This is a genomic window from Pseudomonas putida (assembly GCA_041879295.1).
In the GTDB taxonomy this organism is placed as follows: domain Bacteria; phylum Pseudomonadota; class Gammaproteobacteria; order Pseudomonadales; family Pseudomonadaceae; genus Aquipseudomonas; species Aquipseudomonas putida_Y.
This window is the reverse complement of the sequence record CP047152.1, coordinates 2,760,607-2,780,644: the sequence shown is the minus strand read 5'-3', so window position 1 is coordinate 2,780,644 and position 20,038 is coordinate 2,760,607. Positions and strand designations below refer to the sequence as shown.

The 20,038-nt window shown below is 62.8% G+C and carries 16 protein-coding genes and 1 pseudogene; 9 read left to right on the top strand and 8 right to left on the bottom strand.

The genetic code is table 11. From position 1 onward, the window contains the following. The first annotated feature begins 160 nt into the window (after window positions 1-160). The 5 genes from GST84_12580 (at window position 161) to GST84_12560 (ending at window position 5,384) form a co-directional block, all read left to right on the top strand. Window positions 161-1,042 carry a LysR family transcriptional regulator gene (locus GST84_12580; GenBank protein ID XGB13162.1) on the top strand — a complete coding sequence of 294 codons (882 nt, stop codon included), beginning with the start codon at window positions 161-163 and terminating at the stop codon, window positions 1,040-1,042. A 92-nt stretch (window positions 1,043-1,134) separates the two neighbouring features. Then, window positions 1,135-2,319, top strand: coding sequence for an MFS transporter (locus GST84_12575; GenBank protein ID XGB13161.1), 1,185 nt, complete (start codon window positions 1,135-1,137; stop codon window positions 2,317-2,319). 62 nt (window positions 2,320-2,381) lie between these two features. Continuing rightward, a complete protein-coding gene (locus GST84_12570; protein XGB13160.1) occupies window positions 2,382-3,233 on the top strand; it encodes a LysR family transcriptional regulator in 852 nt (283 codons plus the stop codon). A 96-nt stretch (window positions 3,234-3,329) separates the two neighbouring features. Further along, window positions 3,330-4,325 (top strand): aldo/keto reductase, encoded by a 996-nt coding sequence (locus GST84_12565; protein XGB13159.1) that lies wholly within the window; start codon window positions 3,330-3,332, stop codon window positions 4,323-4,325. Between the two features lie 93 nt (window positions 4,326-4,418). Further along, entirely contained in the window at window positions 4,419-5,384 is a 966-nt protein-coding gene (locus GST84_12560) for a deoxyribonuclease I (protein XGB13158.1), read from the top strand. 41 nt (window positions 5,385-5,425) lie between these two features. Here the strand turns inward: GST84_12560 and GST84_12555 are convergent, their stop codons facing one another. The 8 genes from GST84_12555 to GST84_12520 form a co-directional block, all read right to left on the bottom strand. Continuing rightward, window positions 5,426-6,388 carry a bifunctional glyoxylate/hydroxypyruvate reductase B gene (locus GST84_12555; GenBank protein XGB13157.1) on the bottom strand — a complete coding sequence of 321 codons (963 nt, stop codon included), beginning with the start codon at window positions 6,386-6,388 and terminating at the stop codon, window positions 5,426-5,428. A 10-nt stretch (window positions 6,389-6,398) separates the two neighbouring features. Then, complete coding sequence (locus GST84_12550; protein ID XGB13156.1) at window positions 6,399-7,691, bottom strand: MFS transporter; 1,293 nt, start codon at window positions 7,689-7,691, stop codon at window positions 6,399-6,401. 55 nt (window positions 7,692-7,746) lie between these two features. Next, window positions 7,747-8,697, bottom strand: coding sequence for a sugar kinase (locus tag GST84_12545; GenBank protein ID XGB13155.1), 951 nt, complete (start codon window positions 8,695-8,697; stop codon window positions 7,747-7,749). Then, window positions 8,690-9,469 (bottom strand): AP endonuclease, encoded by a 780-nt coding sequence (locus tag GST84_12540; protein XGB13154.1) that lies wholly within the window; start codon window positions 9,467-9,469, stop codon window positions 8,690-8,692. Before GST84_12540 ends, GST84_12545 begins: the two co-directional genes overlap by 8 nt. Window positions 9,470-9,536: 67 nt before the next feature. Beyond that, window positions 9,537-10,556, bottom strand: coding sequence for a substrate-binding domain-containing protein (locus GST84_12535; protein XGB13153.1), 1,020 nt, complete (start codon window positions 10,554-10,556; stop codon window positions 9,537-9,539). Between the two features lie 266 nt (window positions 10,557-10,822). Next, window positions 10,823-12,070 carry a c-type cytochrome gene (locus GST84_12530; protein ID XGB13152.1) on the bottom strand — a complete coding sequence of 416 codons (1,248 nt, stop codon included), beginning with the start codon at window positions 12,068-12,070 and terminating at the stop codon, window positions 10,823-10,825. Window positions 12,071-12,082: 12 nt separating this feature from the next. Beyond that, window positions 12,083-13,867, bottom strand: a complete 1,785-nt coding sequence (locus tag GST84_12525; protein XGB13151.1) for a GMC family oxidoreductase — start codon at window positions 13,865-13,867, stop codon at window positions 12,083-12,085. Between the two features lie 3 nt (window positions 13,868-13,870). After that, on the bottom strand, window positions 13,871-14,617 hold the full coding sequence (locus GST84_12520) for a gluconate 2-dehydrogenase subunit 3 family protein (protein XGB13150.1): 747 nt from the start codon (window positions 14,615-14,617) through the stop codon (window positions 13,871-13,873). Between the two features lie 277 nt (window positions 14,618-14,894). On the opposite strand from GST84_12520, the gene GST84_12515 reads away from it, so the two are divergent. The 4 genes and pseudogenes from GST84_12515 (at window position 14,895) to GST84_12500 (ending at window position 20,028) form a co-directional block, all read left to right on the top strand. Next, complete coding sequence (locus tag GST84_12515) at window positions 14,895-15,584, top strand: histidine phosphatase family protein (protein ID XGB13149.1); 690 nt, start codon at window positions 14,895-14,897, stop codon at window positions 15,582-15,584. Between the two features lie 6 nt (window positions 15,585-15,590). Beyond that, window positions 15,591-16,175 (top strand): annotated as a pseudogene (locus GST84_12510) (hypothetical protein). A 260-nt stretch (window positions 16,176-16,435) separates the two neighbouring features. Then, the gene (locus tag GST84_12505; protein ID XGB13148.1) at window positions 16,436-17,764 is read left to right on the top strand and encodes a hypothetical protein; all 1,329 of its coding nucleotides are present in this window, start codon (window positions 16,436-16,438) and stop codon (window positions 17,762-17,764) included. Between the two features lie 32 nt (window positions 17,765-17,796). After that, window positions 17,797-20,028 (top strand): hypothetical protein, encoded by a 2,232-nt coding sequence (locus tag GST84_12500; protein XGB13147.1) that lies wholly within the window; start codon window positions 17,797-17,799, stop codon window positions 20,026-20,028. Window positions 20,029-20,038 lie beyond the last annotated feature (10 nt).

The following is a 20,038-nucleotide window of genomic DNA, read 5'->3' as shown; positions in this document are numbered from 1 at the left end:
TGGGATTGCAGATTTATTAAACTGCGTGACTGAGATGTTGCAGGATGTCTCAGTGGCGCGCATCGTAGGCCCTCTGGTTAATAATAATAAATATATTGTTATGATGCTTAGCATCACAGTTCGTTATAAATGCATCTCGCATGAAAGGTAGCACCCCTCAATGAACCTCAAGGCATTGCGCTGCTGTGTCGAAATCGTCCGCCAAGGCAGCTTCACCAAGGCCGCGCAGCACCTGCACATCGCCCAGCCAGCGCTGAGCATGGCCGTTACCCGGCTGGAAGAAGAACTGGGGGTAACCCTGTTCAACCGCACCACGCGCAAAGTGATTCTCACGGCAGAGGGCGAGCAGTTCTTGCCGCGCATTGCCTCCGCCCTGCGCGAAATGGACATTGCCCGACAAGAACTGCGCGACATGGCCGACCTCAAGCGTGGTGAAGTACGCCTGGGTATTCCGCCGATGTTCGGCCTGCACTACGTCCCCGGGTTGATGAACGCCTTCCGCCAGTTGTACCCGGGCATTGCGATGACCGTGTTCGAAGGCAGTGCCGAGGACATTGGCCACCGCCTGGAGCAACGGGAAATCGACCTGGCGCTGCTGGAGTCCCGGCGTGTGCCGCCCGACAAGGAGTCGATCCTGCTGGGCAGCGACGAGATGCTGGCGTGCATGCACCCTGATCACCCCTATGCCGGCAAAGCCTTCCTCACCGCCGAAGACCTGCGCAATACCGACATGGTGGTGTTTGATCGCACCTTCGTTCAACGCCATCTTCTGGATGCGTTCTTCGCCGAACATGGCATCACTTATCAGGTGGCGCTACAGAGCAACTTCGTCTCGCTGGTGGTGCAGGCCGCGCTGGACAACATGGGGGTGGCGACCCTGCTGCGCTCGGTGCAGCAACGCACGCCAGGCATCGTCGGCGTGCCGTTCCGGCCAGCACAGCAGATGAGTTTCCGCTTGTGCTGGCGCTCGGGGGAATACCTGTCGCTGGCCAGCAAGCGGTTCATCGACTTTGCTGCACAGACGCATTACCTGGAACGCTAAGGGCCTGTCGGGGGCAGCGTCCTCGACGTTGCTGCCATCGATTGACTATCATCCCGCCTTGAACGTTTCAGCATGTTTCAATAGGGATACAGATGTCAGTCCAGGAACGCCCCCCGCTACCCAGTAAAAGCACCGTCGCCAAGATGGAAGCCGCCATGGCACTGGGCAGCTTTGCCATCGGCACCGGCGAATTCGCCATCATGGGCCTGATGCCCGACATTGCCAGCAATTTGCAGTTGAGCGAGCCGCAGGTGGGCCATGCCATCAGCGCCTATGCGCTGGGGGTGATGGTTGGCGCCCCGACGCTGGCCATTCTCGGTGCCAAACTGCTGCGCAAGCACATGCTGCTGCTGTTGATGCTGCTGTATGCCGTGGGCAACCTGGCCACTGCCTTTGCCCCCGCGTTCGGTGGCCTGGTCGCATTCCGCTTCATCAGCGGCCTGCCCCACGGCGCCTACTTCGGCATTGCCGCAGTGGTGGCCTCAAGCATGGTCGCCAAGGATCAGCGCGCGGGGGCCGTTGCCCGGGTGATGATGGGACTGACCTTGGCCATGTTGCTCGGCAACCCGGTTGCCACCTTCCTGGGCCAGTACTTCGGCTGGCGTTCGGCATTCGTGCTAGTCGGCGCGATCGCCCTGTGCACCATCGCCCTGGTCTGGCGTTTCGTGCCCCAGCGCCACGATGAAACTCGCAGCGACCCGCGCAAGGAGCTACAGGCCTTTGCCCTCCCACAGGTATGGATGGCGCTGGCCATCGCTTCGATCGGTTTTGCCGGCATGTTCTGCGTGTTCAGCTACCTGGCACCGACCATGCTGCAAGTGACCCAGGTGTCGCCACAGTGGATTCCGTTCGGGCTGGCGGCGTTCGGCGTGGGCGGCATCGTTGGCAACATCGCAGGCGGCAAGCTGTTCGACCGCCTGCAGTTCCGCGCTGTGGGGCTGGTACTGATGTGGTCGATTGCCGTATTGCTGTTCTTTACCTTCGCCGCCCAGGCGCTGTGGAGCCTGCTGCTGGGCATCGGCCTGGTGGGCACCATGATCGCCCTGGCGGCACCGCTACAAATTCGCCTCATGGACATTGCCCATGAAGCGCCAAGCCTGGCAGCGGCGTCGAACCATGCGGCGTTCAACCTGGCCAATGCCCTGGGGCCATGGCTGGGAGGCATGGCGATTACTGCTGGTATGGGCTGGACCAGCACCGGGTACATCGGCGCCGCGACTGCGCTGGCTGGCCTGGGCATCTACCTGGTGGCGCGGCGGATGAAAGGCGGGCATTGAAGCCGGCCTGGTCATAAAGGGTTACCCTACCCCGTTATGCACCCGCCACTGCCGAGTCATTCATGTTCGATTGGGAAGACCTGCGCCATTTCTCCGCCTTCAGCTCGGCCGGCTCGCTGTCGGCCGCCGCCAAGACCCTGGGTGTCGACCACGCCACCGTGGCCCGGCGCATCGCCTCGCTCGAAGCGTCGCTCAAGCTCAAGCTGGTCGACCGGCGCCCCCGCGCCTATGCCCTCACCCACGAAGGCCAACGTGTTGCGGAACTTGCCGAGCAGATGGCCATGTCCTCTTTTGCCCTGGAGCATTTCGCCAGCGCCGGCCAACAGGCAGTGGAAGGTGAAGTGGTGCTCTCGGCACCACCGGCGCTGCTGGGCAGTATCGTCGCCCGGCGCCTGGGCGAGCTCTACCAGCGCTACCCACAGCTGCGCCTGAAACTGGTAGGCAGCAAATCCAAGGCATCCCTGGCACGCCGCGAAGCGGACATCAGCATCGCCCTGGCCAGGCCGACAGAGCCAACCCTGGTGGTCAGCCTGCTGGGGCACCTGGATTACCGGCTGTACGCGTCGCCCGGTTACCTGGCCAGCGCAACGGCAAGGCGCTACATCGGCTACGACGAGTCCCAGGCCCGTTCACCACAACAGCTATGGCTCAACCTCCAGGCCGGCCAGCAGCCGTTCGCATTGCACAGCAATGACCTGCGCATCCAGGCCCAAGCCTGTGCCGGCGGCATCGGCATTGCCTGCCTGCCCGCGTTCATGGCACAGGAACACGGCCTGAAGGAAGCAGGCACCGCCGAACAGACCATGAGCATCGAAATCTGGCTGGCAGTGCATAAAGATGTGCGCGCCACACCACGGATCAAGGCGGTTACCGACTTCCTTCAGCAGCAGGTGCGGCCGATGCTACGCTTGTGAATTCTTGCAGATGGCGCCTGCATCAATACGGAATTTTCGCCCAAGCCTGCCAGCGTTAGGCTAACTCCATCACTCACGCCCTTGAAGGAGACGACGATGCAGTACGTAAAGCTGGGTAGCACCGGGCTGGACATTTCAAGGCTGTGCCTGGGCTGCATGACCTTCGGTGAACCCGACGCCGGCACTCACCCCTGGACCTTGGGCGAAGACGCCAGCCGGCCAATCATTCGCCACGCCGTCGAGCAAGGCATCAACTTCTTCGACACTGCCAACAGCTATTCCGCCGGCACTTCGGAAATCATCCTCGGCAAACTCCTGAAGGAGTTTACCCGCCGCGAAGAAACCGTGATCGCCACCAAGGTGTTCTTCCCTGCCAACATGTGGGAAGGCGCCAGCCGGCCCAATGAGCAAGGCTTGTCACGCAAGGCGATCATGGCCAACATCGACGCCAGCCTCAGCCGCCTGGGCACAGACTACGTCGACCTCTACCAGATCCACCGCTGGGACTACCACACCCCCATCGAGGAAACCATGGAAGCCCTGCATGATGTGGTCAAGGCCGGCAAGGCGCGCTACATCGGCGCATCGTCGATGTATGCCTGGCAGTTCGCCAAGGCGCAACAGGTAGCCGCCAGCCACGGCTGGAGCCGCTTTGTGTCGATGCAGAACTACCTCAACCTTATCTACCGCGAAGAAGAGCGAGAGATGATTCCGCTGTGCCTGGATCAAGGCGTCGGCCTGATGCCTTGGAGCCCCATGGCGCGCGGCCGCCTGACCCGGCCGCATGGGCAGCAGACCGAGCGCACGCGCACCGACGTGTCCGGGCAGTCGTTCTATGAAAAGACCGAGGTGGAGGACGGCCGGGTAATCGATGTGGTCGAGCAGATCGCCAGCGAACGGGGTGTGCCGATGGCCCAGGTTGCGCTGGCCTGGGTACTGGGTAAGGCCGGCGTTAGTGCCCCTATCGTCGGCGCCTCGAAGCCCGCCCACCTGGACGATGCCCTGGGCGCACTGTCACTGCAGCTGAGCGAGGACGAGGTGGCGCGCTTGCAGGCCCCTTACGTTCCCCACGCGGTCACCGGCTTCAAATAGCGCGGGCTTGCGGCAGTTGGTATGGGTCCGCGAGCTGGTCAGCCTCGCGGAAACCATTACAATGCGCGGCCCAACCTGAAATATGTTTTCCCCATGAAATCACTGCTTTACGCCATAACCTTATTATTTTTCTTTACCCTCCCCGCCTTGGCCAACCCGCCGGCCACCTTCACCGAAGCCAAAGTGGTGGCCAAGCAGAAGGTCTACCTGGACCAGGCCAGCAGTGCCCTCGGCGACCTGTACTGCGGGTGCAAATGGACCTGGGTGGGCAAGTCTGGCGGGCGCATCGATGCCGCCTCGTGTGGTTACCAGACGCGCAAGCAGCAGAACCGTGCAGAACGCACCGAGTGGGAACACATCGTGCCCGCCCACACCTTCGGCAACCAGCGCCAGTGCTGGAAGAACGGCGGCCGTGAGCACTGCGTGGACAACGACCCGGTGTTCCGCGCCATGGAGGCCGACCTGTTCAACCTTTACCCGGCCGTGGGTGAGGTCAACGGTGACCGCAGCAACTTCAACTACGGCATGGTCACTGGCAATGCCGGCGAATACGGCCAATGCACCACCAAGGTCGATTTCGTCCAGCGCACCGCTGAACCGCGTGACGAAGTCAAAGGCCTGGTGGCCCGCACCACCTTCTACATGTTCGACCGCTACAAGCTGAGCATGTCGCGCCAACAGCAACAGTTGCTGATGGCCTGGGACAAGCAACACCCGGTGTCGGCCTGGGAGAAAGAACGCGACCGGCGCATTGCCGCGATCATGGGCCATGCCAACCCGTTCGTAAGCGGCGAACGCAAGTGGACTGCCGGCTACAAGCCGGTTGGCAGCGGCGTGGTAGAGGCGGTGCCGGTAAACGCGGCCAAGCCAGAGGCCAAACCAAGCCTGGCCAGCGCCGGTTCGGTCGGCGCCGTGCTTGGCAACCGCAACAGCCACGTCTATCACCTGTCAGTCGGCTGCCCAGGCTACAACCAGGTTGCAGCGAAGAACCAGGTTTCCTTCGCTAACGAAGGTGAAGCGCAGGCAGCAGGCTATCGCAAGGCAGGTAACTGCCGCTGATCATTTCAAAGGCTGCGCGGCCCCCGTGGCAGGGGCGCGCGTCAGCCGTTGACCAGGTTTGCCGGCCGCTCACCGGCCAGCGCGCTGAGCAGGTTATCCACCGCGCAACGCGCCATGGCCTGGCGGGTTTCCTCGGTCGCCGAGCCGATATGCGGGGTCGCTACCACGTTATCGAGCTGCAACAGCGGCGAGTCGGCCGGCAGCGGCTCGTGCACGAACACGTCCAGCCCCGCACCGCGGATGCGCCTGGCCCGCAGCGCTTCGATCAGCGCCTGCTCATCCACCACACGCCCGCGTGAGATGTTCACCAGGATTGCCTCAGGCTTCATCAACGCAAGTTCCCGTGCGCCTATCAGGCCTTCGGTGCTGGCGCTCAACGGCACTGTCAGGCAAACGAAGTCTGCCTGCTGCAACAGCTCATCCAGGCTGCACTGGCATGCGGCATAGCGTGCTTCCACCTCGGGCTTGGCACGCTGGCTGTGATACAGCACGCGCATGCCAAAACCCGCGGCCGCGCGCCGGGCCAGGGCCTCGCCAATGCGGCCCATGCCGACGATGCCTAGCGTCTTGCCGTGTACATCACTGCCAAAATGCGCCGGCCCCAGGTTGGCCTGCCAGCGGCCGTCACGCACCCAGTTCGCCAGCTCCACCACCCGCCTGGCGGTAGCCAGGATCAAGGCAAAGCCTGTGTCGGCGGTGGTTTCGGTCAACACGTCGGGCGTGTTGGTGAGCATCACACCACGCCTGCTGAGTTCAGCAATGTCGTAGTTGTCCACGCCTACCGAAACGCTCGACACCACTTCCAGTTGCGGGGCAAGGTCGAGCAGGCTGGCATCCAGGCGCAGGCTGGCCCCCAGCAACCCGTGCGCCCCCGGCAACGCATCACGCAGGCGGGCCAGGCCATCGGGCCGGGAGGTATCCACCCAGGTCACCTCGACGCGATCTTGCAGGCGTGCCATCAAGTCGTCAGACAGGCGTTTATACAGGACGATTCGCTTCTTCATTGCAGGTTTCCTAATGGTTCATGGCCAGACGCGAGTTATCGCGCTTTGCCCGGCCTGACGTCTGGGAGGTATTGAGCGCAGCGGTTAGCGCCACTGCAGTCAGTAGCGCACCGCACATGAACAGATAAGAGGCACCGGGCCCGCCCGTAGCACCGTTGAGGTAGCCGACCAGCCACGAACCGCCGAACGAGCCCAACGCACCCATGCTGTTGATCAGCGCCATGGCGCCGCCTGCGACGTTGGCCGGCAGGATCTCGGGCACGATCGCGAAGAACGGGCCATAGGGTGCGTACATGCAGGCGCCGGCGACCACCAGCAACGCATACGACAGCCAGAAATGCTCGCTGCCCAAGGCGTAAGAGCCATAGAACGCAACGGCGGCAATCAGCAGCGGCGGCCAGACGAAGCGCTTGCGCTTTTGCAGGCGGTCCGACGCCCAGGACACGCCCACCATCGCCAGCACCGCCGCCAGGTAGGGCACCGAGGCCAGCCAGCCGGCCTGCACGATATCGACGTTCGCCGCCTGCTTGAGAATCGATGGCAGCCACAGCACGAAGCCATACACACCGATGCTCCAGCAGAAGTACTGCAGCGCCAGGATGATCACCTGCGGCGAGCGGAACGCTTCGCGGTAGTTCTTCACAGGCTTGATACCCTGCTGCTCGGCAGCCAGCGCCTGCGCCAGGGCGGCCTTCTCCTGCTCGCTCAGCCACTTCACCTGGGCCGGGCGGTCATCCACCAGGCGCCACCAGAAGAACGCCCAGATCACAGCGGGCAGGCCTTCGATGATGAACATCCAGCGCCAGTCGTAATGCTTGATCAGGTAACCCGACACCACCGACATCCACAGAATGGTCACCGGGTTGCCCAGCATCAGGAAGGTATTGGCGCGCGAGCGCTCGGCACGGGTGAACCAATGGCACAGGTACACCAGCATGGCCGGCATCACCGCAGCCTCCACCACCCCGAGCAGGAAGCGGATACCGATCAGCATGTAGACGTTGCTGACCATGCCCGTGAGTGTGGCAAGGCCGCCCCACAGGATCAGGCAGACGAAGATCAGCTTTCTGACGCTGCGCTTCTCGGCGTAGATGGCGCCAGGCACCTGGAAGAAGAAGTAACCGAGAAAGAACAGCGCCCCCAACAGCGATGACATCACCGGGGTGATGTGCAGGTCTTCAGCCATGCCGGAGGCGGCGGCGAAGCCATAATTGGCGCGGTCCAGGTACGCCAGGCTGTAGGTAACGAACACAATCGGGATGATGTACCACCAGCGGCGAGGTGCCAGGCTTTGGCTTTGCATGGTTTGTTTCTCCTGAGCTTGTTGTTTTTGTTGCAACAGGTGATTCGGGGTCGACTCATGCGCTTCTGCGCAGGTCATAGGCCTCCAGTTCATGACGCAGCGGCAGCCCTTCCATGTCGCCTCGTGACTGCACGGCACGGCTGCCGCACCAGTTGCCGCGCGCTACCGCCTCGGCTACCGGACGGCCCTCCAGTAGCGCGCTGAGCACACCGACGGCAAACGCATCACCTGCACCGACGGTGTCCACCACGCGGCTGACTGGCACCGGGGCTACCTGCCCTTCGCCCTTGGCGCTGCGGAAGTAGGCGCCCGCGTCGCCCAGCTTGATCACCACCAGTTCCACCCCTTGGTCCAGGTAGAACGCGGCGATATCGGCCGGGGTGTGCTGACCGGTCAGCAACCGCCCCTCCTCCAGCCCCGGTAAAACCCAGTCGGCCTTCGCCGCCAAGGCATTGATTTCACGCACCATGCTGCTTTGATCGGGCCACAGCGAGGGACGCAGGTTGGGATCGAACGATATGCTCCGCCCGGCTGCGCGCATCCCGTCCAGCAGCGCGTGAGACAGCGCCCGACAGCTGTCCGACAACGCCAGCGGAATACCGGTAGCGTGTACGTGGCGAGCCTGCAGCCAAACGGGGCTCAACATCGCAGGAGACAGCCTGCTGGCCGCCGAACCTCGGCGAAAGTACTCCACTGCCGGGTCGCTGCCATCATCGCTGCGGGCCTTGAGCTGAAAACCCGTCGGGTAGTTGGCATCCACCTCAACGCCGGCACAGTCCAGGCCTTCGCCGCGCAAGCTCTCGAGCACGAAACGGCCCAGCGAATCGTCACCAACCCGGCTCAGCCAGCGTACCTTGAGACCCAGCCGCGCCAGGCCGATCGCCACGTTGCTGTCGGCGCCGGCGATGCGTTTGCCGAACTGCCCGACACCGGCCAGGTCACCGGCTTGCTCGGCAACGAACATGGCCATGGTCTCGCCGAAACACAGCACGTCATGTTCATGCATGGTCCAACTCCTGCGCCGCGCCCAGTGCAGAAAGGTGACGCACCTGGGCCCGGGTCAGCGCCAGCAGGTCTTCGCCCACCAGGGGGTACTCGACGGCGCGCACCACGCCCGGCGCAAACTCGGCCATCAGCGCTGCCCACTCCTGCAGGTCCGCCGCTTGCGGCGGTATGGCAACCAGACGGCCATCGGCCCGACGCTGCACAGCCTTGCAATGCACATAGCGCACCCAACGGCCTAGCTGCCTTGCAGCTTGCCGCGCAGGCTCACCCTGCCACTGCCAGTTACCGATATCGAACGTCATGCCCAGGCGCAGCCCAAGCGGGTCGACGCGCTGGAAGAACTGCAGCATCGGTTCGAGCCTGCCACCTTGTGCGGTCTGATCGTTTTCCACCAGCAACAGAGGCCCCTGCGCAGGCAGCAGCGACGCCAGGGCCATCACATCGCAGTGCTCATCGAAGTGCCCCAGGGAAACCTTCAGCGCCACCGCGCCAAGCGCCCGGGCAATTTCCAGCTTCTGCACCAGTAGCGAGTCGGGCACGCCTTGCGCGGTCCACAGTTCAAGGGGGGTGGAGTACAGGCATTCCAGGCGCAGCGCGGCAATGACCCTACCCAGCGCAGCGGCGTCCGGTGCACTGGCGAACAATTCTTCGCGCAGTTCGACGCGGCTGACGCCAGCGGCGGCCAGCAGGTCCAGAAACTGCTCCTGGCCACGTTGGCGCACAAAGTCGGCGCCGTAGCTGGAGAGACTGATGGAAACGGGGTTCGCGTGCATTGTTCTTGTCCCTATGAAACCGGTTTCATTTTTTAATCAACAGCAGCAGGCGCAAACCTGCTGTTTCTTACTGGGGTTGGGTTGAACCGCGGATGATCAGGTTGGCCTTGAAGTCGATACGCCGTGCTGCGCCGCTGTCGCCGCGCAGGCGACCGAGCAGGCTTTCGAATGCCGCCACACCGATGCGCTCGGTGGGCTGGGCCAGTGCGGTGATGCCTTTGCCGACCAAGGGGTACCAGTCGAGGTCGTCGAGGGCAATCAACCCGACATCGGCAACCAGGTTGCGCCCGGCCTCGAGCAGGGCCCGGGTCACCGCCAAGGTGGCAACGCCGTTGAAGGTGAAGATGGCTTGCGGACCATGGCCACTGTGGGCAAGAAACGAAGCCAACTGGCCCTGCAGCCCTGCGCTGATTTCAAGTACCTGCTGACGCATGCCTGGCCGGCGGCTGATCGACGCGCCGAACGCCTGCACCCGCTCCAGGCGTGAACTGGTGCCATCGAGGGGTTCGCTGACCGCCAGGATGTCGCGGTAGCCTTGGGCCTGCAGGTGGTCAAGGGCTTGCTCGACTGCGTCGGCATTGTCCAGGCCGACAAGGTCCACATTCAGCTCGGGCAATTGGCGGTCGACCAGCACCATGGGGATGTCACGCCGCAGGTTGAGCAGTTCGCCGGGGTGGTGACCGAGCGTGTTCACGATCAACCCTTCGACGTTGTAGCTCTGCAGGGCCACCAGGTGGTGACGCTCCTGCTCGTCGTCGCGGTTGGTGTTGCACACCACCAGGCTGTAACCATGCTGACGGCAGGCGGTTTCCACGCCGTGCATCACGGCCACTGAATAGGGGTTGAGAATATCGGCCACCAGCATGCCGATCAGTCGCGTCTGGCCGCGCTTGAGGCCGCGAGCCATCTGGTTGGGGCGATAACCGAGGCGTTCGATGACCTCTTCCAGCCGCTTGGCCGTGGCTTCGGCCAGCAATTGGCGGTCGCCACCGATGTAACGGGAGACGGTGGCTTTGGAAACGCCAGCAACACGCGCCACTTCGCTGATGGTGACCCGTTCGCGGGTATGGGCAGGCGCGTCGGTCATGGGTTTTCCTTATGATTGTTTTAATAGTGATGAAACCGGTTTCAATACAGCAAAAATGCACGGGTTCGTCAACATGCCGTTGGTCGGGCACGAAGACCGTAAATGTTAAATCGCATTAATAATATTGCATAACTCATTGATTGTTATAGATTCATATCTGTGGAATAGGGCTTACCCTGGAATCTGATTACGTTAGGGGATAGCACGGGCCTCGCCCGTGTTCGCGGTTAAAACCGCTCCTACGGGCGAGGGCGCAGAAAAACACGTCAGCGAAGCGACTTCACGTCACCGGCCGTGACGGCGCTGCCTTGGTTACCCCAACTGCTGCGAATGAAATTCACCACCTCGGCAACCTCCTGGTCGCTCAGGCGCCAGCCGAAAGCCGGCATGGTGAAGTTCGACGGCGCAGTGTGCGTTGCCGGTACCGTGCCACCGGCAAGCACCACATGGATCAGCGACGTGGCATCCGTAGTCTGCACCACCGGGTTGCCGGCCAAGGCCGGGAACACGCGGGTGTAGCCCTGCCCGTCGGTGCGGTGGCAGGCCGCGCAGTTGTCGATGTACACCGCCGCCCCAGGCTTGCTGTCGTCACCCTTCCATAACGCATCGGCTATCTGCTTGTCGTACACATGCGGCTGGTCGTCCGGATTGCTCGGCGGCAGGGTTTTCAGATAGCGGGCGATAGCGGTCAAGTCGGCATCACTCATGTGCTGCATGCTGTGCTCGACCACATCGCTCATGCCGCCGAACACGGCGCTGCGATCACTGCGCCCAGTCTTGAGAAACTGCACCAACTGCGCTTCGCTCCAGCTGCCCAGGCCGTCTTTGTGATCGCCACGCAGGTTCTTGGCAACCCAGCCTTCCAGCGGCGCGCTGCCGGCCAGAAACTGCTCGCCATCGGCCGCGCTCAGGGCCTTTTCCTGCATGGTCAGTGCCCGCGGCGTATGACAAGCGCCACAATGCCCAAGGCCCTCGACCAGGTACGCCCCGCGGTTCACCACAGGGTCGGCTGTAGCTAATGCCTGCCAGGGCTTGGCCTCTGGGGCGAACAGGCCGCGCCAGATTGCCAGCGGCCAGCGCATGCTCAGCGGCCAGGGAATGTCAGAGGCCTTGTTCGCCTGCTCGACTGGGTCCACGCCCTTCATGAAATAGGCGTACAGCGCCTGCATGTCCTGCTCGCTGACCCGCGCATACGACGGGTATGGCATGGCCGGATAGAGCGTACTGCCGTCCTTGGCGATACCCCTGCGCACGGCCTGGTCGAAGTCTTCGAAGCTGTACTGGCCGATGCCACTGGCCGCCGGGGTGATGTTGGTGGAGTACACCGTGCCAATCGGCGTTTCCATCGGCAACCCGCCGGCAAAGGGCTTGCCGCCTTTGGCGGTATGGCAGGCCACGCAGTCACCGGCGCGGGCCAGGTACTCGCCCAGGCGCACCTGCGCATCGTCATTCGCTGCGGCCTGCAAAGCCGCGCCGGCACCCAGCACCAGAGTTGCGATCAACAGTGTCTTCATGCTCATCGCTCCTCAAGCCTGGACCAACGGACCGGGGTTTTTCAGATACTGCTCACGGATGGCACGGGCCGACCAGTAGGTGAGCGCGGCCACCAGCCCGGTCGGGTTGTAACCCAGCCCCTGCGGGAACGCCGAAGCCCCCGGAACGAACACGTTGTGTACGTCCCAGCTTTGCAGGTAGCGATTCAGTGCACTGGTTTTGGGGTCGGTGCCCATGATTGCCCCGCCGTTCAGGTGGGTGGTCTGGTAACTGGTGGTGTTGAAGTGGTCCTTGACCTGCTTGCCCAGCACGGCAATGGCCTTGGGGTTCATCGCTTGGGCGATCTTGCTCAGCTTGTCGACCATGAACTGGTTCATCTTGATGTCGTTTTCCTGCCAGTCGAACGTCATGCGCAGCAGCGGCTGGCCGTAGGCATCGCGGTAGGTGGGGTCCAGGTCCAGGTAATTGCCACGGTAGGACTGGTGTGCGCCGTGGGCATCCATCGACACCTGGTGGGTGTAGTAGTCGGCCGTGGCCTTCTTCCAGGCACTGCCCCAGGCCGGCGTGCCCGGCGGGTTGGAGGTGCCGGCAATCGGCCGGCTGCCGGCCTGGTTCACCCACATTGGCGAACCGCCGACGAAGCCGTGCGGGCCATGGTCGAAGTTGTCGGCGTTGAAATCGTCGATGGCAATGCCATTGCCACCCGCGCCGATGAAGTTGTTGGTGTAGGTGTCCTTGTCGAAGAACGCCTTTACCGTACCCATGTTCTGATAGGCGAAGTTACGCCCGACCACACCTTCGTTCTTCACCGGGTCGTAAGGCTTGCCAATGCCGGAAAGCAGCATCAGACGCACGTTGTTGAACTGGAAAGCCGCCAGAATCACCAGCTCTGCCGGTTGCTCCACCTCGCGCCCCTGGGCATCGATGTAGGTCACGCCGGTAGCCTTGCGCTTGCGGTCGTCCAGGTTCACCCGCAGCACATGGGCATTGGGCCGCAACTCGAAGTTGGGCACCTGGCGCAGCGCCGGCAGGATGTTCACGTTGGGCGAGGCCTTGGAGTACATGTAGCACACGTAACCGCTGCAGAAACCGCAGAAGTTGCACGGCCCCATCTGCGCCCCGTAGGGGTTGGTGTATGGCCCGGAGGTGTTGGCCGACGGCAGGTTGTAGGGTTTGTAGCCCAGGCTGGTGGCAGCCTTTTCGAACAGCCTTGCCGATACAACGTTCTTCTGCGCGGGCAGCGGGAACGGGTTGGAGCGGTCCGGCGCATAGGGGTTGCCGCCCTTCCCTTCACCGACCACCTGGCCTCTGACGGTCCAGGCCTGGCCTGAAGTGCCAAAGACCTTTTCGGCAAAGTCAAAATAGGGCTCCAGTTCTTCATAACTGACGCCGAAGTCCTGAATGGTCATGCCTTCGGGAATGAACGTGCGCCCGTAGCGCTCTTCATAGTGGCTGCGCAGGCGCAACTCGACGGGGTCGACCCGGAAGTGCACACCCGACCAGTGCAGGCCCGCGCCCCCCACGCCCTTGCCCGGCAGGAATGCGCCCAGCTGGCGATTGGGCAATGCCACATCATTCACGCTATGGCGGACAGTGACGGTTTCTTTCGACACATCGACGAACAGCTTCTTGCGCACGCTGTAGGTCAGCTCATCGATCACCTGCGGGTAGCTGCCTTCGGGGTAGGTATCCTGCATTGGCCCCCGCTCCAGGGCTACCACGTGCAGCCCGGCCTCGGTCAGCTCTTTGGCCATGATCGCACCGGCCCAGCCGAAGCCGACGATCACCGCATCCACTTTGTTCAACACAGTCGCCATGCCTCAGGCCCTCTCACCACGAATCGATACAGCCGGGAACGGGTAAGGCTCGTTGCGCTCGACCCAGTCCATGAAGTCGGCGCGGGCGCCGGGGAAGCCGATCTGGGTCCAGCCGACCATGCCTTTATTGCCGCCATGAATCGGGTCGCAGAAGAACCCTTCGCGCGTGTTTTGCACCAGCAGGCTGAAGAACACCTTGGCCGGAACGGTTTCGAAAACCACCTCTCCTGCCTCCAACGTACTGAGAATGCGGTCCTGGGTAGCGCTATCTTGCGCAGCAAAAACCTGTCCGCCATTGGCTTTGCACCAGCCGTCCACGGCAGCGATGCCCAGGCGGTAGATTTGTTGCGGGCTGAGCTGCAACTGGTAGCCCAGCTCGGGCGGGGCGTCGGCGTTGAACGGCCCTTGCATGTACCACTGTGCGCCCGTCGCGTAGGGGGTGTTCATTTGCCTGTCGATAAATTCGGCGGCGCCCGCTTCGAGTGCCCCTGGGCCAAGCTCATCGGCCGGGATGATGCGGGAAACGGCAGCTTGTAGAAAAGCCCATTCTTCGGCGCTGAAGAATGTCGGTTGATAATTGCCCGCAGGCGGCGTAGCCGGCACTTTCGGTTGCTGATGCGGTTGCGGGGCCGCAAGCAGTTGGCTGGCGCCCACGCCAAGCCCTGTACTGGCCACTGTAACGACAGGGATCAGAGTCAAGGTCTTGCGCAGAAAATCCCTGCGCGGGTTGTCTGGGGCATGCTCAGGCATTGCGAATCCTCATCGGCTTTGGGGTGGCCTTGATAAGCGCCATCTGATTTTCAATAAAGAGTTGATCTTGATAGGCCATCAAGAAGACAGCCGAATAATCTAGCGCGTTCAGAAATGTTTTGAAACCGGTTTCATTCTTACCCTCTCACCCGGTTTGACCTCCACCGCACACCCATCAGCGAAAGGCTTTTTTCACACCCGCCTCACCCTCTGCCGACATTCCACTGCCTACAGTGCCGACGCTCTCGCATGGAGCAAACTGACTGGAGTGGCAAACATGCTGCACGACCTGATCGACGACTCCCCCGCTTCACGGCTTGGGCCGATACACCGATGGCCTTGGGGAGCAGCGCAATGGGTGGTGTTGTGCCTGCTGCTCTTGCTCGGCGTAGCGGCAGCCTGGGCCCAGCAGCGCGCGGCCACCCCCAACCTGGGCAATCCGCATCACCTGCAGCACAGTGGGCTGTATACCGATTGGGCAAAAGGCTCGGTGATTGTCGTACTGCGCCATGCCGAACGCTGCGACCGCTCCAGTGATGCGTGCCTGAACGACCCCAGCGGGATCACCGTCGCGGGCAGGCAGGCGGCCACCGATGTAGGCCTCGGGTTGCAACACCTTGGCTTGGGCGAAGCTGATGTCTGGACCAGCCCAGAGGTGCGAACCCGGCAGACCGCACAAGCCATGTTCGGTAAAACCATCGCCACACGAGACTGGCTTAATCAATGTGACAGCCACTTTGCCGAAAAGGCCTTTGCCCTCAAGCGAAGTGGCCACAACCTCGTGCTGGTCAGCCACAGCGGCTGCATGGATCAACTGGAGCAGGCGCTCAAAGCGCCTTCTAGCGCAACATCGAACAGCTATGCCAGCGCCCTGTTCATCACGCGTGGCAACGATGGCAAGACGAAGGTGCTGGGCCAAATGGCGGCCAGTGAATGGCACACACTCATTGATGCCAAGGAACTCTGAACATGCCCTTGGAAAACAACCGGGAGCACTGGCTTATATCCAGAAGATGACTCACTCAGCATGGGCATGCGACTAGGCCTGGTCTGGCACCCCAGCCGCACCGGCCTGCCTCACATGGAGATGGCCCTGCTGGGCAAACAAGGCCAAGGCGGCAGCGAACTGCGTGATGAGTGGGAATTCATCCGCCGTTACATGGAAGAAGGCCCACACGCCGTCCCTCGCCCCCGCCTGAGCACCCAGCTACCCTCACCCATCCAGGCATTCAGCGCCCAGTTCGAAGGCCTTGGGCGTTTCTTCCGCAAAAGCAGCTGGCTGTTCAAAATTGCGCTGCTGTTTGTCTGGCCCGCCTTCGTCATCATCGGCACCGGCCACTGGCTCAGCCTGCTGCTGTGCTGGCGACCGCGCTGGCCGAAGGTCATCCGCGAGGCCGGCCTGCCCGGCAAGCCAGTCCCACCCGTGACAACCCTGAGCGACTACCCACCCGCAATCCAGGCACGCCTGCTCGCCAACGCCGACCGCTGGCAGCTCAAGCCCGGCAAGCGGCCGGAGAAAAAGTCACGCAAACCACAAGGCTCCAGATCGCAAGAATAACCGGCCGCGCCTACTGCCTGATCCTGACTGCATTCAGAACTCGGCTCTGCATCGAAAACCGGGTTGAAATTACCGGCCCCCAATCCCCAACCTTGGGGGAACGCTGCCCACCGCCAGCGGCTTGCAAAATCCCCCGCGGATAGGCTCGCCCCCTTGCCCCCCAAGGCCTGCAGCGCAACTTTCAGATATTGGCACAGCTCTTGCCGATCTCCTCCCAGACGCCCCAAGTCCATGGGCCCGTTTGCAGGAGGAATTGACTCATGCACCGACCGATACCCCACCCGCTGGCAGTGGCGATTTTCGCCGGCATGCTCCAGCTCCCGGCGCAGGCCGCCTTGAACGCTGTCGACCCAGGCGCTTACGTTCCTGCCAACGGTGGCTTCCCCGCCTGGTACCAGGACAGCCACGGTCGTACCCTCGACCTGTGCCTGACCAAGGCGGTCAGCTCCCGGGTCGCCGGCGCGCCCGGCGCACCTTCATACATGTGCACGCTGCTGCCCACGCCTGGTGTGTTCGACGATACCCAACCCATCGTCTTCCCCACCAACTTCCCTGACGAAGCGTTCTGGTTCACTGCCGACGCTGCAATCGTCGACGCCGCCCGTGGCATCGACCTCAGCTACGGCACCGCGATCGAAGCGGCATTCGCCGCCGAGGAGCCTGTCGAGGGTGACCAGGTCAGCTTCGCGCGGGTCCGTATCCGGGTCGACGTACCCACCGCGGGCACCTACGTGGTCACCCACCCCTACGGGGTTGAAGTGTTCGATGTACCCGCTGCAGGACGCCGTGCGATCAACATGACCCGCGACATCGGCATCGCCGGCGCAGGCGACTTCACCGGCGCACTCAAGGGCGATGTCGGGCCGTTCCTGCGCAGTGTCAACGGCCCCTACACCGAAGGCAACGAGCGCTTCATCGGCGACCCGAACCTGGAAGAGCAGGTCACCGGCAGCCCATTCAACACCAACTACGTACGCATCGAAGGCCCTGGTGGCATCGACCTGCGCACCGAGCTGTTCGCTGTCTCCGGCAAGCTTTCCGAAGTGGCCCTGCCAACCCCGCTGATGCCACAACGCAGCACTTACTCACGCCATACCGAGAACGGCGACCTGATCGCCCAGCAAGACATCTTCGTAATGGCCCCGCCACCTCCGGCAACTGTCACCCTGACCAGTCAAACACCCAACCTGAACCTTACCGAAGCCGATGGCACTGGCGCCTGGTACGGCCAGTCAGCCCTCAACCCGGCGGCCGGAACCATCGTCACACTGTCCGCTGACAACAGCGTGGCCGTCCCAACCAGCAGCCTGGCCACTACTGACCTGCCACTGACCGACCTGGTCACCATCACGCAGGCCCAGTACCGCTTGTCCACTGGCGAGCTGACCCTGGTGGCCAGCACCAGTGACGAAACCACACCTCCAGTACTTACCGCACATACCGGCAACGGCACGTTGATCGGCAACCTGGGCGGTACCGGCGCCGTGAAGACGTTGAGCATGACCCTCTCGCCCATTCCGCCAGCCAAGGTGCAGGTCACCAGCGCCAACGGTGGTAGCGACACCGAAGACGTGGTGCTGGTGCCATGAACAGACAAAGGCTCAGCCTTCAAGGAGGCAGCATGAACACTTGGTCGCGCCGTGCGCTGTTGGCCGCCGGTTTCTCTCTTACCGTTACCAGCGCCGCATTCGCCGCGCTGTCTGATGTCGACCCGGGGCCCTACACCTTCGCCACAGGTGGCTATCCGATGTGGTACAAGGACAGCCTCGACCAATCCCTGGAGCTGTGCCAGTCACGTGCCACCAGCACCCGTGCGCCAGGCGCGCCAGGGGCGCCGGCCTACATGTGCACCTTGTTGCCCGAGCCCGGTGTCTATGACGATGCCCTGCCGCTGGTATTTCCAGATAACTGGCCACCGGAGATGTTCTGGTTCCTGGCCGAAACCTCGATACCACAAGCAGGTAACAGCGGTTATGAGCTGGAGGTCTACGTTGCCGGTATTGAGGCAGCCTTCGCTGCTGAAAACCCGGTAGACGGTGATCAGCAGAGTTTCGCGCGCATCCGTATCCGCGCTTCGGTCCCACGCACCGGCACCTACACCATCACGCACCCTTACGGGGTGGAGACGGTCAACGTCACCACGGCAGGACGTCGCGCGATCAACATCACGCGGGACATAGGCATTGGCGCTCCGGGCAACTTCCAGGGGGCGCTGGAGGGTGCGATCGGCCCTTGGCTGAAGGGGGTTGGCGGGCCGTATACAGAGGTCAACCCTGACACTGGTACCACCGAAACCTACATCGGCGACCCCAATATCACCGAAGCGGTAACCGGTAGCCCCTTCAATACCAACTTCGTGCGCATCGAAGGGCCCGCTGGCACCATTCAGACCAACACGTTCACAGTGTCTGGCAAGGTGCTGGACCAGCGGGCACAAACCCCGGTCACCCTGGAGCGCGCCACGTACTCGCGCAACGGCAGCGGCACCCGCGTGGAAGTGTTCGCCAAGGCCCCGAATGAGGCCAGCCTGTGTATGCGCAATGGCCTGGCACTGATCGGCACGCCGCCTTCGCCTTGTCAGTTCACCCTGACTTCGGACAACAACGGTTTGTTCTTCAGCCAGCAGTTCAACCAGTCGGCGCCGCCAGAGGTGGTGGTTGTCACCGCCAGCAACGCAGTCGGCGGCACCCAGCCGACTGCGCTCTCGAGCAAGCTGAGCGACGTGGTCAAAGTCAGCACCGCACGCTATGACTGGGCCAACAAACGCCTGTTGATCGAGGCCAGCTCCAGCGACGAAGTAGCGGTCCCCGACCTGCTCGCCCAAGGCTACGGCCGCATGTCGAAATCGGGCACGCTGCAAAGCATCACGGTCAACGACCTGGCGCAACCGCCCGCCACCGTTACGGTCAAGTCTGCCCGCGGCGGTAGTGATGTGGAGCCGGTGATCGTGGTTGGCAACGCCCCGGTCGAGGCCGCCAACCAGCCACCGCTGGCCCAGGCCGACATCGGCAACACCAGTGTCGGTGTACCGATCACACTCAACCTGCTGCTGAACGACAGCGACCCGGATGGCGACGTGCCGCTGACCATCAGCGACCTGACCCAACCCGGGACCGGCCTTGGCGGCGTCGTGATGAACGGCACCACCTCGGTGACCTACACGCCGCCGAGCGGGGCCACACAACCGCTGGTAGCCACCTTCAGCTACCGGGCGATGGATGCCAAGGGCCTGAAGTCGGAACCGGCCACCGTCACCATCAACGTAGCGCCTAACCAGGCACCGACTGCCAACCCGGAGACCGTCGCCACCCTGGGCGTGCCATTGACCATCAACGTGCTGGCCAACGACACCGATCCAGAAGGCAACGTGCCGCTGAGCGTGACCAACATCACCCAGCCGGCCGCCGGCCGCGGCACGGTCAGCACCGACGGCACGACCGTAACCTATACCCCACCGGCCACTGTAACCACAGCCTTCACCACCACCTTCACCTACCAGGCACGTGACTCGCTGGGGGGGCTGTCCACCCCAGGTACGGTCACCGTCAACGTGTCGCCTCGGCCTGCCGCTGAAACCTTCGCCGTCACGACAGCCACAGTCACGGCGCGCTCCAACAACCGTTACAACTGGGACATCAGTGGCACCTCCTCGGTGACTACCGGCAATACCGTGACCGTGCAGGTAACCACTACTACCGGTGTCCAGACCTTGGGTACGGCCACGGTAGCGCTGACCGGCCGCTGGCGCCTGGTGGTCAGCAATAGCACCACGATCATCCCGACTGCGGCACCGACGGCGACGATCACCACCAGCCAAGGCACCACACGCACCGTCAACGTAATCGTGCAGTAAAAGCCGGAGG